The sequence below is a fragment of the Paenibacillus sp. VMFN-D1 genome (assembly GCF_003386155.1).
In the GTDB taxonomy this organism is placed as follows: Bacteria; Bacillota; Bacilli; order Paenibacillales; family Paenibacillaceae; genus Paenibacillus_AQ; species Paenibacillus_AQ favisporus.
Map to the genome: position 1 here is coordinate 23,983 of NZ_QRDU01000008.1, position 14,843 is coordinate 38,825.

Annotated in this window: 11 protein-coding genes; 7 read left to right on the plus strand and 4 right to left on the minus strand. The window is 57.3% G+C overall.

Annotated features, from left to right (window positions below; all coding sequences use genetic code 11):
• Window positions 1–57: 57 nt before the first annotated feature.
• Window positions 58–1,200 (minus strand): tyrosine-protein phosphatase, encoded by a 1,143-nt coding sequence (locus C7820_RS31350; RefSeq protein ID WP_258875620.1) that lies wholly within the window; start codon window positions 1,198–1,200, stop codon window positions 58–60.
• Window positions 1,201–1,475: 275 nt separating this feature from the next.
• Here C7820_RS31350 and C7820_RS31355 point away from each other — a divergent pair, with 275 nt between their 5' ends.
• Window positions 1,476–1,829 carry a VOC family protein gene (locus C7820_RS31355; RefSeq protein ID WP_089549818.1) on the plus strand — a complete coding sequence of 118 codons (354 nt, stop codon included), beginning with the start codon at window positions 1,476–1,478 and terminating at the stop codon, window positions 1,827–1,829.
• A gap of 28 nt (window positions 1,830–1,857) precedes the next feature.
• Window positions 1,858–3,576, plus strand: coding sequence for an ABC transporter ATP-binding protein (locus C7820_RS31360; RefSeq protein ID WP_089549819.1), 1,719 nt, complete (start codon window positions 1,858–1,860; stop codon window positions 3,574–3,576).
• Window positions 3,577–3,699: 123 nt separating this feature from the next.
• Here the strand turns inward: C7820_RS31360 and C7820_RS31365 are convergent, their stop codons facing one another.
• Entirely contained in the window at window positions 3,700–4,128 is a 429-nt protein-coding gene (locus C7820_RS31365; RefSeq protein ID WP_089549820.1) for a MarR family winged helix-turn-helix transcriptional regulator, read from the minus strand.
• Window positions 4,129–4,302: 174 nt separating this feature from the next.
• Here C7820_RS31365 and C7820_RS31370 point away from each other — a divergent pair, with 174 nt between their 5' ends.
• Window positions 4,303–5,763, plus strand: a complete 1,461-nt coding sequence (locus C7820_RS31370) for an MFS transporter (protein WP_116234376.1) — start codon at window positions 4,303–4,305, stop codon at window positions 5,761–5,763.
• Between the two features lie 142 nt (window positions 5,764–5,905).
• On the opposite strand, the gene C7820_RS31375 is transcribed toward C7820_RS31370, so the two are convergent.
• Entirely contained in the window at window positions 5,906–6,766 is an 861-nt protein-coding gene (locus C7820_RS31375) for a CPBP family intramembrane glutamic endopeptidase (protein ID WP_116234377.1), read from the minus strand.
• A gap of 203 nt (window positions 6,767–6,969) precedes the next feature.
• On the opposite strand from C7820_RS31375, the gene C7820_RS31380 reads away from it, so the two are divergent.
• From C7820_RS31380 to C7820_RS31395, 4 genes are all read left to right on the plus strand, one after another.
• Window positions 6,970–7,398: a DnaJ family domain-containing protein gene (locus C7820_RS31380; RefSeq protein WP_244879526.1), complete on the plus strand. Its 429-nt coding sequence runs from the start codon at window positions 6,970–6,972 to the stop codon at window positions 7,396–7,398.
• 104 nt (window positions 7,399–7,502) lie between these two features.
• Window positions 7,503–8,705, plus strand: coding sequence for an MFS transporter (locus tag C7820_RS31385; RefSeq protein ID WP_116234439.1), 1,203 nt, complete (start codon window positions 7,503–7,505; stop codon window positions 8,703–8,705).
• A gap of 61 nt (window positions 8,706–8,766) precedes the next feature.
• Window positions 8,767–10,398, plus strand: a complete 1,632-nt coding sequence (locus tag C7820_RS31390; RefSeq protein ID WP_116234378.1) for an SWIM zinc finger family protein — start codon at window positions 8,767–8,769, stop codon at window positions 10,396–10,398.
• A complete protein-coding gene (locus C7820_RS31395; protein ID WP_258875623.1) occupies window positions 10,395–13,643 on the plus strand; it encodes a DEAD/DEAH box helicase in 3,249 nt (1,082 codons plus the stop codon). The genes C7820_RS31390 and C7820_RS31395 overlap by 4 nt, the downstream gene beginning before the upstream one ends.
• Before the next feature lie 189 nt (window positions 13,644–13,832).
• On the opposite strand, the gene C7820_RS31405 is transcribed toward C7820_RS31395, so the two are convergent.
• Window positions 13,833–14,780: a DMT family transporter gene (locus tag C7820_RS31405; RefSeq protein WP_116234379.1), complete on the minus strand. Its 948-nt coding sequence runs from the start codon at window positions 14,778–14,780 to the stop codon at window positions 13,833–13,835.
• Window positions 14,781–14,843: the final 63 nt, after the last annotated feature.

Sequence of the window (14,843 nt, forward strand, 5' to 3'; positions counted from 1 at the left end):
TGGCTTCATCCACACAGGTCGTCTTTATGTTCGCATCCGGAGAACCGGGATAGGCGACTATTCGAGATACATCCGCTTCAGCTTTGCCTGCTCGTCTTTGCTTAGCCCCAAGCCTTTTTCCAGGAAACCCTGAATCGAGCCGTATTTCTTCGTCATTTCGTCGAAAGCAGCGTTGATATATTCCGGGCGGACGTCCATTAACGCTTTGATGACTTCAATCGCATTCTCGTCCGTCAGATTAAACTGCTTCACCATGGCGTCCACAGCCGCCTTGTTGTACGCTTCCCGGTACTTGTTGCTGAGCATGAAATCCTGGACTACGGTTTCTTTCGGAACGCCGAGTGCTAGCAGCATCAATGCCGATCCGAGGCCGGTGCGGTCTTTACCTGCGGTGCAGTGCTGTACGAGCGCTGCGGATGCCGGATCCAGCATCATGTCGAACAATTTCACGTAAGCCGAAGGGGAGTCAACCATGTCGCGGTTGGCGGCGGTCAGCACGTCGCCGGGCTTGCCCATTTTGTCGAACTCGCCGCTCGCCATGAAGCTCATGATGTCAGTGCCGCTGCCGGATTGGCCGAAGACCGGGTTGCGGACATAGGCAGCGCCGGGAATCGCCGGATCGGGCTTGGACTTCACTTCATCGTCCGTGCGATAGTCCACGATCGTCTTCAGGCCGCTCTTTTGCAAATAGGCGATATCGCTTGCCGTGAGGCCGGCGAGCTCGTCCGAGCGGAACAGCTTGCCCCACTTGACCGTTTTGCCGTCCGCCGTTTTGTAGCCGCCGAGATCGCGGAAGTTGGTGGCGCCTTGGAGCGGCAGCAGACGCTCGGCGGTTGTGATGGCGGCACCGCTCGCCGCCTTCACTTTAAAGTAAACCCGGCTGCCCGGATTCGGATCCTTCGTTCGCAGGCCGCCAAACGAGGCGTAGGTACGGGCAAGCTCCTTCCAGCCGCTATCCGGACTCTGGCTCCAGTAAACTTTAACCGGTCCCAGATTGGCGGTGGTCTGCCAGTGCAGCGTCAGCGTACCGTCTTTGGCCCGTTCCACGGCAGCCCCGGTAAAGCTGCCCTGCTTGGCCTTGGCTTGAATGCCGGACGCGGGCGCTTTGCCCGCAGGTGCAGCTGCGCTGGCCGTGGCTGCCGACAGCGGCGCAGCCGAAAGCAGCAGGGCCGTGCCCAGCAAAATCGTTTTTTTCATCATGGTCGTTGTTCTCCCCCTCTGGTCTTAGAAAAATGCATGTTGTCCTCTTTATGATGAGGGAGAAGTGTTGGCATCATGTTATCCGAGCATTAGCGGAAGGTAAAATTGTGTCAGTATTTACATAAATCACGATATAAGGTGTCAGATTTAAACGAACCATGATACAGAATTCTTGCGGATGTGGGTCAGAGCAGAGGAAATTCGGCATACAGGGAGGGGGTTCCCGACCAGTGTCGAATAGTTACTTGGAAGTAAAAGGAACAGGGGGAATGGAGATGAAAGTAAAACGGATTGTCACGAACATTCATACGGAGGATCTGGCGGCTGCCCGTACTTTTTACGAGGACGTGCTCGGTTTGGAGAAGTGGATGGACCACGGATGGATCGCCACCTATGGGACCGATGCCCGTATGGATGTTCAGGTCAGCGTCGCATCGGAAGGGGGCTCGGGCACCCCGGTGCCGGACCTGTCCATCGAAGTGGATGACGTCGACGAAGCTCTGAACCGTATGAAGCAGGCGGGCTTTCAGATCGAATACGGTCCGGCGGATGAGCCGTGGGGCGTGCGCCGTTTCTATGTACGGGATCCTTTTGGGAAACTGATCAATATCCTGGCCCACAAGCCGTAAAATATCAACAAGGAAGTGTGATACATCCATGATTCGAAGGTTTTTCGCGTACTACAAGCCGTACAAGGGGCTGTTTATCCTTGATTTCGTGTGCGCGGTGTTCGCCGGGCTGCTGGAGCTGGCCTTTCCGCTGGCCGTCAGCCATTTTATCGATAACCTGCTGCCCAGCAAGGACTGGGCGATCATCGTCGTCGCCTGTCTGGCGCTGCTGGCCATTTACGGGCTCAATATGGTACTGCAGTATATCGTGACCTACTGGGGTCATATGCTGGGCATCAACATTGAAACGGATATGCGTAAAAAGCTGTTCGACCATATCCAGAAGCTCTCGTTCCGTTTCTTCGACAATCATAAAACCGGGCATTTGGTCGGGCGGATCACCAATGATCTGAACGACGTCGGCGAGGTGGCCCACCACGGGCCGGAGGATGTCTTTATTGCGGTCATGACGCTGATCGGCTCCTTTGCGCTGATGGCTTCCATTAACATGGAGCTGGCGCTGCTGACCTTTATTATTATTCCGGTCATGGCCTGGGTGATCATTCACTTCGGGGGCCGAATGACCACGACGTACCGGCGGCTGTTCGGGAACGTGGGGAATTTCAACGCCCGGATCGAGGACAACGTCGGCGGAATCCGCGTCGTGCAGTCCTTTGCCAATGAGGAGCATGAGAAGAAGCTGTTTGACGTCGACAACCAGAACTTCCGCCAGACCAAGCTGATGGCTTATAAGACGATGGCGAAAAGCATGTCGGTCACCTACATGATGATGCGGCTCGTCACCGTGTTCGTAATGCTGTGCGGCGCCTGGTTTTTCCTCAGCGGACGGATCGAGCTGGGCGAGTTCATGGCGTTCCTGCTGCTGTCCAACGTCTTTTTCCGTCCGATCGAAAAGATCAATGCGGTCATCGAAAGCTACCCGAAAGGCATCGCGGGCTTTCGGCGGTATTTGGAAATCATGGATACCGAGCCGGATATTGCGGACGCTCCGAATGCAGTGGAATTGGATCGGGTTGTAGGCAATATCCGCTACGAAGGTGTCACCTTCGGTTATGATCCGGCCAAACCGATCCTGAACAACATCGATCTGTCGATACGGGCGGGGGAGACCGTCGCGTTTGTCGGTCCTTCCGGAGCGGGGAAAACGACGATCTGCAGCCTGCTGCCGCGCTTCTATGAGCTGGATGGGGGACGGATTACGATCGACGGCATCGATATCCGGGACATCAAGCTGGATTCGCTGCGGCGGCACATCGGCATCGTGCAGCAGGACGTGTTCCTGTTCTCCGGGACAGTGAAGGAAAATATCGCATACGGCAATTTGAATGCCACCGATGAGGAAATTTGGAAGGCGGCGGAGCGCGCATCGCTGGCCGAAGTGATCCGCTCCATGCCGGAGGGCATGGATACGGTCATCGGCGAGCGGGGCGTGAAGCTGTCGGGCGGACAAAAGCAGCGCTTATCGATCGCCCGGATGTTCCTGAAGAACCCGCCGATCCTGATCCTGGACGAGGCAACATCCGCGCTCGACACCGAGACGGAAGCCGCCATTCAGCAGGCGCTGACCGAGCTGTCGCAGGGGCGCACGACGCTGGTCATCGCTCACCGGCTGACGACGATCCGCAACGCAGACCGGATTATGGTCGTGAATGAACAGGGTATTGCCGAGGAGGGCATGCACCAGGAGCTGATTGCCGCCGGCGGCATATACAGCCGGCTGCACCTGGCTCAATCACAGCATTCGTAATATCGGATTGAACCGCATTTAGCGGAGGCATTGCTTGCGATATAAGGAAGCCAATTCTCCGAAGCGGATACTTTCCTTAATCATCAAAAAGGAGCTCCACGATTCCCGTGGGGCTCCTTTACTTTATTCATCTTTTTGGGCCAAGCTGACTTTGTGCAGCAGCGAGATCAGCTGATCATGCTCCTCCGGGGTCAGATACCGGGCTAGAGTCCGGTTGGATTCATCCAGGATCGCATGCAGCTGAGGCTGTACTTCCTTGGCTTTGGAGGTGGGAAACAGCAGCTGGGAACGCCGGTCATCCGGGTCCGGCTTGCGCTCGATATAACCTGACGCCTCCAGCTGTTTAATGGAACGGGCCGTGGTGGCCTTGTCGAATTTCAACTGCTGGGTCAGCTGTTCCTGCGTAATTCCCGGTTGATGCAGGATGGCCTTCAGGAAGCTGTGCTGTCCGCCGCCGCCGATGCCGTAAGGAGCCAGTTCCTTGGCGAGCCTTTTCTGGTTCTGGCGATGGATGTAAGAGATCAGCTTGCCAATCGGTTCTTTGTCTGGCATTACATCGGCACCTTCTTTCATCATGAAGTGGAGGGACAACGGGAACGATAAACTCAAGTTCAGCAAATATTTTATCTCAAAATGGTTGCAAGCGCAACTAATATAAGGTACACTGTTACTGCCAATTAGTTGCGCGTGCAACTAATAATGATGAACAGGAGCAGGAGGTACCACATGAGTTCAATACAGCGGACGTATCAAGAGGATGCGAATATCCAGAAGAAGCGCTGGATCATCCTCATTGTTCTGAATTTATTTACATTTATGTCCACACTGGATGGAAGCATCGTCAACATCGCCCTGCCGGTGCTGTCCAAACAGATGGGATTGCCGATCGCCCAGATCGAATGGGTGACGACGGGGTACCTGATGGCGATCTGCGCGGTCATTCTTTTCTTCGGAAAATTGGGGGATATCGCAGGCAAGATCCGTATTTTTAAAATCGGCACGATCATCTTCATTATCGGGTCGCTGCTGTGCGGGTTCAGCACAACGCTGCCGTTCCTGATCGTTTCCCGGGTCATTCAAGCTCTTGGAGCGTCGATGACCATGGCGAACAGCCAAGGGATTCTGACCGATATTTTTCCGGCGAAGGAGCGGGGGAGGGCGCTGGGGCTGATCGGCACGTTCGTTTCTCTCGGGAGCATTGCCGGGCCATCCTTAGGCGGCATCATCATTTCATCGCTCGGATGGGAGTACATTTTCTGGGTTAACGTACCGATCGGTTTGATCGCGATCATCATGGGGTGGAAGGTGCTGCCGGCGGATTTGATCCGGGTCAAGGCCAAGATCGACGTGCCGGGGAGCTCGCTGTTCGCGGTATTTATCATCACTTTGTTCGCAGGACTGCTGCTCGGCCAGCAGGCCGGATACGGTAATGTCTGGATTCTGCTCGCTCTTGCCGTCGCGCTGGTGGCGCTGGTCATCTTCCTTCGCACCGAAGCGGTTCGCAAGGACGCGCTGCTGGATTTGTCGCTATTTAAAAATCCGCTCTTCTCCATCAGCATTCTGTGCGGCTTTCTCGTCTTTACGGCCAATTTCTGCTTCAACATCATCGCGCCGTTTTACGCCCAGAACATGCTGAATTTATCGCCGTTTGCCGCCGGCTTCCTGCTGATGCTCTTCCCGATCTGCATGGTCATCGTGGCGCCGGTGAGCGGCGCTTTGTCGGACAAAATCGGCTCGGAGCTTCTCACCTTTGCCGGCTTGGTCGTGATGGTGATCGCCCAATTCGGCTTGGCCTGGCTGCATGAAGGAAGCCGTCTCGTGCTCGTCGGGCTGTGGATCGCCATGCTCGGCATCGGCAGCGGCCTGTTCCAGTCGCCGAACAACTCGCTCGTCATGTCCCAAGTGCCGCGCACGCAGCTCGGCTCAGCCGGGAGCGTCAACTCTTTGGTGCGGAACGTGGGCATGGTCGTCGGCATCACTGTCGCAACGACGATTTTGTTCCACGTCATGAGCCTCCGCGCCGGCCGGCGGGTGACCGGGCTGGTGCCGGGTCATCCCGATATTTTCTTAAGCGGCATGCACGCCGTGTTCAGCACGTCAGCCTGCATCTGCCTGGTGGCCGCCGCCCTGACGGGCTGGCGCATGTACCGGGCGAAGGTGGGCAAGCGCCGGGAGGTAAAGGCTTAATTTTTAAGATGAAAAGCCAGTTTAATACTGAAAACAACCGTCCGAAAAAGGACGGTTGTTTTTTAGGTATAAGAAAGTATTAACTTCGGAGATTCAAATTCCTTTATAGCGCAACAAAAACTTCAGTAAAATGGGTCCCGCATTACCCCGCGTTAACCTCGGACAGCTCACCGGGTGCTTTTTTAGCCCGGGTGCTTTTTCCAAGCTTGATCCAGATTACAGCCGCGCAGGCCGCCCATACCGCAATGGTAATGATCCCGCTCTCCCCGGCCACGTAAGACCAGCCCGAAGCTTTATCGAAGAACAGCTGCTCCAGCCAGCTCCGCGACAAATTGATGACCATATGAATGACAACGACCGGCCAGATGCTGCGGCTGCGCCAGCGGACCCAGCCCATAAATACGGATAACGGAAAGATCATGACAGTAAACAGAACCAGGTTGATCCACACATTCCCGTCCGTATTGTATTGGTTCAGATAAAAAGGATAGTGGAAGCAGGCCCACACGGCGGCGGTGATCAGAATGGACTTTTGAATACCGCAAGTCTCGGTCAGCTTGGGCTGCAGATAGCCGCGCCAACCGATTTCCTCTCCGAAGGAAAAGATCAGCATGCTGATCAGCATCTGAGGAACCCAGGAGCTTTTGGTGATATACCAGGCATATTCGGAAACGGTGAAGCGGGCGGTGCCTTGGCTCAGGAATTCGGCTGACGGAAGTTGAACGATCCCGAAAGCCCACGCGGCAAGAAACCCGATTCCAATCGGGACGATGGACAAGATGGCGGCAAAATACCAGTGGAGACCGCCAAACGTGCCGAGCCCCGATGAACGGAGAGAATCTTTTCTTCCGGATACAAAGATCAGCATCAGCAGCACGGTGATCATTGGAGCAAGCTGGCTGATGGCGACGAGATTCATGCTTCCGGACAGATTGGCCAGCAGGGTAAGCAGCAGCACAGTTACACTGAATGCCGCCGCGGAGCGAACAGATGTTATTTTCATGAATAACTTCCTCTCTTGTTAGTTGTTAATGTTAGGGTAAGAGGCAATTATCAAGAATTTATAAAGCTCTGGCGGTAATTTACAGCCTTTTCGAAATACGACATGCTGAGGGAAGACCGGGGTATGCTACAATGGGGTTATACGATACGCGATAGGCACCAAATAACGGATCGGCGATCCTGGCATAAGGAGAGGTGACTGGGGTGGAACGGGAAGATCAGAACAAAGAAGCGAAAGATCAGGACGAAAAGGCCGAAGCGGAAGACCGCTACCAGAACATGTCCACACGTTACGGGCTGGTGGAATCGGCTATTGACGATTTTGCGAAGCGTGGCGGGTTTGACGATTTGCCGGGCAAAGGCAAGCCACATAAGATCGACGACGAAGACGTGTTCAGCAGCATTTTGAAGAAAAACAATTATCAGCCTCCCTGGGCCGAGCTGCGGAAGGAAATCGCTGCGGATTTGAAGCGTTTGGCTGACAATCCCCGCTCGGATCACGAGCTTCGGGCCGAACTCGAAGCGGTTAACGACAAAATCAGAACGTATAACCGGATCGTGCCGCACCCGATGCTGCAGAAGGGGCTGGTGTCCAGAGCGAATTTGGAGAATGCCTACCCCAAATGGGTTTAATGTTATAAAACGTTCATCCACTTTATGATTAAGGAGATTTATCATTGCAGACACAGGCGGAATTGAACGACGTGAAAACGGCCAAGCCGGCCGGCCGCAACTATATGCTGCAGCTGGCGACCGTTTTTATCGGGTTCATCATTTTTGGGTTTTCGGAAAATATCAAGGGTCCGGCGATTCCCCGCATCCAGGCGGATTTCGGACTCGACGAGCAGCAGCTTGGAACCCTGCTCTCGCTCAATTCGCTCGGGTATCTGCTGGCTTGTTCCTTCACAGGGTATATTACCCGCAAGATCGGGATCAAATGGGTCAGCATGATCTCGTTCGGGTCGATGGTTCTCTCGGGCGTCTTCATCTTATTGTCGCGAACATACCCGCTATTTTCGGCGTCCTATTTTTTCATGTACATCGGCAACGGCATGCTGGAAATCGGCCTGGCGATTCTGGGAGCGCGGATTTTCGTGCGCAATACCGGGACGATGATGAACTTGTCGCACTTTTTCTACGGGCTCAGCTCGATCGTGGCGCCGATGATCGCCTCAGGTTTAATGTCCGTTTCGATCTTGGGCGTGACGCTCGGCTGGCGTGAGATGTATATGGTGATGCTTGCGCTGGCGGTGATTCCGATGATCCCGGCGCTGCTCGGCCGGTTTCCGGGCGACGATACCGTCCAGGAGGACCGGATCTCGCTGTGGATGCTGACCAAGGACCGGGCCTTGTGGATGATCGTGCTGCTGCTGACCTTCGGGGTCATTTCGGAAATGGCCGTGGGCAGCTGGCTGGTGAATTTTCTGGAGAAGAGCTATCACTGGGACCAGACCGCAGCTTCGGGCATGCTCTCGATCTTTTTTCTGTGTTTCTCGCTGGCACGCCTTTTCCTGGGCCCGGTAACGGACCGGATCGGCTTTATTCTGTCGCTGATGATCCTCTCCGGCTTCTCGGGGCTGTGCACGTTCGCTGCCATTGTCAGCGGGGAAGGGGGCGCGTTCCTGTTTGCGGCCGCAGGCATCGGCATTGCTCCGATTTATCCGACGGTTATGGCGGTCATCGCCAAGCGTTACGTGAAAGGAAGCGATACGGCCATCACCTTCACCGTCACCCTGATGGGGGTCGGCAGCGTAATCGGCAATTATCTGATCGGCGCCATCACGAGCGGCGTAAAGCATATCTTTGGTTCCGGCACCCCTGAAGGCCTGGTCCGGGGACTGCAGGCCGGATATTCGTTTATCGGCTTATGCGCCCTGATCTGCTCGGCGGTCAGCTTCGTGCTGTACCGGTATTTGAAAAAAAGAAACGAACTGCTGTAGGGAAAGCGTGGGGGTTCCTCACGCTTTTTCCTAACGCTCTCTCAGGAGACGATGAACAATCATGAGTGTGAACCAAACTATAAACGATATACAGTGGCAAGAGCTGATCCGCAGTGTTGCGGAGTATTATAACGACCTGACGATCAAACGCGGATTTCAATATTATAAACAGGGCCGGGTGGCGGAGCTGTCGATCGGCGGGGATGGCGAAATTGAGGCCGTGGTGAAGGGCGGGGAGGCTTACCGTGTCCACCTGAATCCCGAGTCGGTTCAGGACAGCCGCTGCAGCTGCCCGGTCGGGGAACGATGCAAGCATTCCATCGCCGCCCTCCTGGAGTATGTCAGCCGGCAGGGCCGGTCCGTGCATGCAATTGTCAATGCGCATACGACCGTCAGGCTCCAGCACCATCTGCCGGAGACGGAAGCTGAAGAAGACCTCGGGCCTGTGCAGCGGGGAAGTGCGGCGGATGCTTTAAGGGAGAAGGCGGCCCATTTGGCGGAGATGAGCCTCTCCGAATGGCACGCCTTCTTCAAGCTGTGCATCACTCCGCTGGAATTTACGAGCCAAAACTCGCACTATGCCCGAAACGCCATACATGCGATCAACGCCGTCAAGCCGGACCTGACTCCGGCCTTGGAACAGCTGTATCAGCTCCATGCCAGGCTGTATATGCTGATCAAGCTGATCAAGCCCATTGTGCCGGGCGGACGGTCTCCGGCATTTTTGGGGTACCACGTGCAGGTGGCCGCGGATGAACTGCGGGGAGGCATGCTGCAGCTGCTGGGCGAAGGGATCGATTTGGCCGCCGAGCCGGATCAGTGGCCGCGCGTGACCAAGACGCTGAACTACCTGCGCCGGCAGATGCTGACGGAAACGGGGCAGCAAGGTTATCTGTTCGATGTTTATGACCGGTTCTGGCTGAAATGGATCCATCCGAACGTCACAGACACCCGGATGCATGAGGAAGAGATGCGGAAACTGCAAAGCGCCGAAGAGGAGCTGGGCGATACGCTCTCCCGGTTGCCCTGGATGCTCGCCCAGGCCCGTATTGCGTTCCTCATGGGGGAAGACCGGCAGGCCTGGTCCTGGCTGCAGGCAGCGGACAAGGCTTCCATCATCCCGCACGGATTCCTGACCTCCTTTCTGGATGAGCTGTCCGCTTCGGAGGATTGGGCCCGCCTGCAGGAATGGCTGGTGCGGCTGGCTCCTCTGTTCAGCAATCACCGGAAAGAGCCTCTGCACGAATATGCCGCCTATTGGAACACCTTTGTCCGGCATGTGCCCGAAGCGGAGGAGTCGATGTGGCATACCCTTGCCGGGATGCTGCCATATTCCAAGGAAGTTTATGAAGATAACCTGCTGGCTCACGAAAAATGGCGCTTGTGGATGGACGTGCAGCTCAGCTCCGGCAAGGACCCGCTGGAGTTTCGGGTCAGCGTGCTTGCGCCGATCGAGAAGCAGGCGCCTGAGCTGCTGCTGCCCTTCTACCATCAAGGCGTGGAGCGGCATGTCCTCCTGAAGAACCGCTCCGGCTACAAAGCCGCGGTCAAGCTGCTCAAGCGTCTGGCCAAGCTGTACAAAAAATTGAAGCGGGAGGAGCGCTGGGAAGAATTCATCATCGTGTTTTCCAGCCGCCACAGCCGGCTGCGCGCGCTTCAGGAAGAGCTTCGGAAAGGAAAGTTGATCCCATGATTCCATACACCGACACCATCACGATCCACACCCGGCTCAGCGGGTACGGCGACGCGCTCATCTACGGCTCGACGCCAACGCGCCGAACCGTTCCCGGCATCGACCTGAAGCATAGGCTGTTCGCCTGGCATGAAGAGACTTTGTACGGTACGCAGCTGGACGTTCAGCAGGTGCAGGACATCGAGCTGGTCATTCTGCCGGCCGAGTACGTCATCGCGTTCTTCGCTCAGCTGGACCTGCTTGCCCACATCCAGTGGGCGGGAGACGAAGGGACCGAGACGTTGATCCGGCTCGCTCCTGCGCTGATGACCTGCGTTCGTGAAAAACGGTACAACCCAAGCCTGCCCGCGTTTCAGTCCGGCAAGCTTCAGTGGAACTGGGATGAATCCCGCCTGGATGCCGAAGCGCGGGAAGAGATCAGGGACCTGGGGCCGGAGTTCGCCGAGGGGCTGCGCGCCGCGTTCTCTTCGCTGGTATTCAGCGAATGCTATGGAACGGAAGCGACGGCTTCCGACCTGCGCCGCGAGTACCCGATGCTCTTCGCGAGAGAGGGGGCCGTCGCCGGCTTGACCGAGCAGGCATGGCTCATCTCGATCGGCTGGAAAGCGGACGCGGCGCCGTTCCGGCCCGTGCTGCAGCTGCTGGAGCCGGACGAAGCCGAGCCCGTCTGGCGCCTTCAGCTTGTGCTGCAGGACAAGCTGGACCCGTCGGTGCTGGTGCCTGTCCGTCTGGATGCGGACGGACAGGCTTCCGGCGTGTGGCCGGACGTCTGGACGGCCCACATCCGCGAGCGCTCCGCCGGGTGGGCGGAGCATCTGCGCGCCAGCCTGCCGGCGAGCGTGCGGGCTGCGGAGCGCAGCGACGTGCTGGGCCAGCCGCTGTCCGACGCGGCGGCGTGGCAGTTTTTGACGGCGGACAGCCGCCGTCTGCTCGATGCGGGCTGGCAGGTACTCCTGCCCGCGTGGTGGGAAGCCGCCAGCCGGCGGAAGCCGAAGCTGCGGGCCAAGGTCAAGGCCGGCGAGGGCGAGGAGGCCGCCGCCAAAGGGCAGGGCAGCTCGCTGTTCGGCCTGGACTCGATCATTCAGTTTGACTGGCGGGTGTCGATCGGCGACCTCCAGATTACGGAGGACGAATTCAAGGAGCTGGTCGCCCGCAACGAGCGGCTGGTTCGCTTCCGCGGCGAATGGATTACGCTCGACCCCAGCCTGATCAAGCAGATCGGCCAGATGATGGAAGGAGTCGACAGCTCGCAGGGCTTGTCCCTTCAGGACGTTCTGCATCTGCATCTCCAGCGGAAGGACGAGGATGCCGGAGCCCGGAAGCGGGAGGACGGCGAGGAAGAAGAGGCGGACGAAGATCCGGATGAAGCGGCTCGGATCGAGCTCGAAGTGGAGCTGAACGAGCATCTTCTGACGCTGATGAACCAGCTCAGCCAGAAGTCGGCCTGGCCGAAGCTGGACGTTCCATCCGGGCTGCAGGCCGAGCTGCGTTCTTACCAGTACGACGGGTTCTCCTGGCTTGCGTTTCTGCGCCGGTTTGGGCTGGGCGCCTGCCTTGCCGACGATATGGGCCTGGGGAAAACCATCCAGTTTATCACGTATTTGCTGCACCTGAAGGAGACGGCGGAGGCATCCGGAGAACGGCGCCTGCCTTCGCTGCTGATCTGCCCGACCTCGGTGCTGGGCAACTGGCAGAAGGAGATCAGCCGCTTTGCGCCTTCGCTGAAGGTGCTGCTGCATTACGGTAGCCGTCGGTCGGGCGAGGCGGCGCTCCGCGAAGAACTACGCGAGGCCGATGTAGTCCTGACCTCGTACGCGACCGCGACGCTGGACCAGGACCTGCTGAAGGAGTTCGCCTGGGAATCGCTGTGCCTGGACGAGGCGCAGAACATCAAGAACGCCCAGACGAAGCAGTCGGCCGCCGTGCGCAGCTTCCCGGCCCGGCATCGGATCGCGCTGACCGGAACGCCGATCGAAAACCGGCTTTCCGAGCTGTGGTCGCTGTACGATTTTATGAACCCGGGATATTTGGGCAGCCTGCGCAGCTTCCAGGTCCGCTTTATTCAGCCAATCGAGCGGGATCAGGACGAGCAGCGGACGGCGCAGCTGCAAAAGCTGGTGAAGCCGTTTATGCTGCGGCGGAAGAAGAAGGATCCGCACATCCAGCTGGAGCTGCCGGAAAAAAACGAAATGAAAACCTATATCCACCTGACCGCCGAGCAGAGCGCCCTCTACGATCAGACGGTCAACGACCTGATGAACCGGGTGCAGAAGCTGGAGGGCATTCAGCGGAAGGGGGCTATTCTGTCGGCCCTGACACAGCTCAAGCAGGTCTGCGACCATCCGGTGCTCCTGACCGGGGAATCGGTCGACAACTTTGTGGATCCCGCGGATATTGCCGCGGGATCTGGCACGGCGGGCGCAGCGGCAGGCACGGACGGTGCGGCTGACTCAAGTGTCCTGCTGAGTGATTCAAACGCTCCAGGAGTTTCGGGTAATCTGGAGACTGCCGGAAAGCATGAGACTGAGGGCAGCGAAGCGGCTATAAGTGATCGACGGGCTTCGGCTGGCACAGTTGATGCCGTTGGCTTGGCTGCGGAAACTTCAGCCGATGCAAAGGCGCCAGAGCATGAGGCTGCTGCACGGACAGCTGCTGAATCCTCAGGAGGTCAGCTCGACACAGAACGGCTTATCAGCCGCTCGGCCAAGCTGGAACGGTTGCTGGCCATGGTCAAGGAGCTGCGGGAAGAGGGCGACCGCTGCCTGATTTTTACGCAGTATATCGGCATGGGCGAGATGCTTAAGCGGGTGCTGGGGCAGGAGCTGCAGGAGCCGGTGCTGTATCTGAACGGCAGCACGTCCAAAACCGCGCGGGACCGGATGATCGAACAGTTCCAGTCACAGTCGCTGCCGGCAGCGGAGCAGCCGGGTGTGTTCATCCTGTCGATCAAGGCGGGGGGCGTCGGTCTGAACCTGACTGCGGCCAACCACGTCTTCCACTTCGACCGCTGGTGGAACCCGGCGGTGGAGAACCAGGCAACGGACCGGGCCTACCGGATGGGCCAGACCAAGGACGTGCAGGTGCACAAGTTCATTTCGCTCGGCACGCTGGAGGAGCGGATCGACGAGATGCTGGAGAGCAAGCAGCAGCTCAGCGATAATGTCATTTCCAGCACGGAAAGCTGGATTACCGAGCTGTCGACCGAAGCGCTGAAGGACCTGTTTACGCTGCGGCGCGACTGGTAGGGACAGCTGAGGGAGAAGCTGGAGACATGTATCATTAGTTGGGGTGTGAAAAACAGCTGCAGGAAATTGCAGCTGTTTTTTTGCTGTTAGAGTGCCTGACACGCATGATCCTTGATTCCTGTGCTGCCTGTTTTGTTTTGGACTGCCTTCATGCCCAAGTGGCTGACTAAGGTTAAAGCCCAACACACATTATCCTTTGGAGCTCCCAAGCTCCTTGCTCTGATCCGCCCGCACTCCCTGGCGCTTCAGGTTCACACCCATTACGCCGCCGATAATCAGGACAGCTCCCGCCCAGTGGTACCAGTCCAGACGCTCGTTCAGCAGCAGCACGCCGCCGGCGATCGTCACGACGGTGGAGAGGCTGCCGAAGACGCTGACGCGGGAAGCCTCCATGCGGGACAGGGCATAGTTGGTCAGAAACGAAGTCACGAGGGAGGACAACACGCCAAGGTACAGCACGGCCAGAAGAAATTTAGGCTCCAGGAACGGCATGAAATACTGGCTGAGCGTCCCTTGAGATACATGCTTAATCACCGATATGGCGTTGAAAAACACAAAGCCGAAGAAGGTGATAATGTAGGTCATATCCTTTGGACGCCAGGTTTTGGTCATCCTCCGGGCGCCTGTATTATATCCAGCCATGGACAGGGCGGACAGGAGAATCAGCAGAACACCGCCAAGGCTGGCGGAGGAGATGCTGATCCCGGGCACGGCGAAAATCAGAATAACACCGGCCACCGAAACCAGGGTGAACATTTTTTGGGCAAACGTCGTGTGCTCCTTGAGGAAGATCGCAGCCAGAATCATCGTAAACACCGGCACGACCGCCTGGACGATCCCGGCTACCGAGGACGAGGCGTAGAGCAGCCCAAATGCCTGCAAGGCAAAAAACAGCGAAGGGTAAAGAAGGGCCAGCGGAAGCAGCGCGGCTGTCCGGGGCATGACTTCCTTCATTCGGGCCCGTCCGGGAAAGGCAAACAGCGATGCCGCTAGAAAGGACAGCGTGAAGCGATGGGCAAGCGTGTCGAGCGGATCCGATACGCTGAGCGCGATTTTGACGAAAATAAAAGACAATCCGATGATCAAAGCGTTGATGAGCGCGGCCACGACCGCTTTTTTATTCGAAGAAGCATTCATAAAGTCAGACCTCCCTAATCACTGCGCGCGCTTTATGGACCGGTCCTGTTGATGGTTTCATTT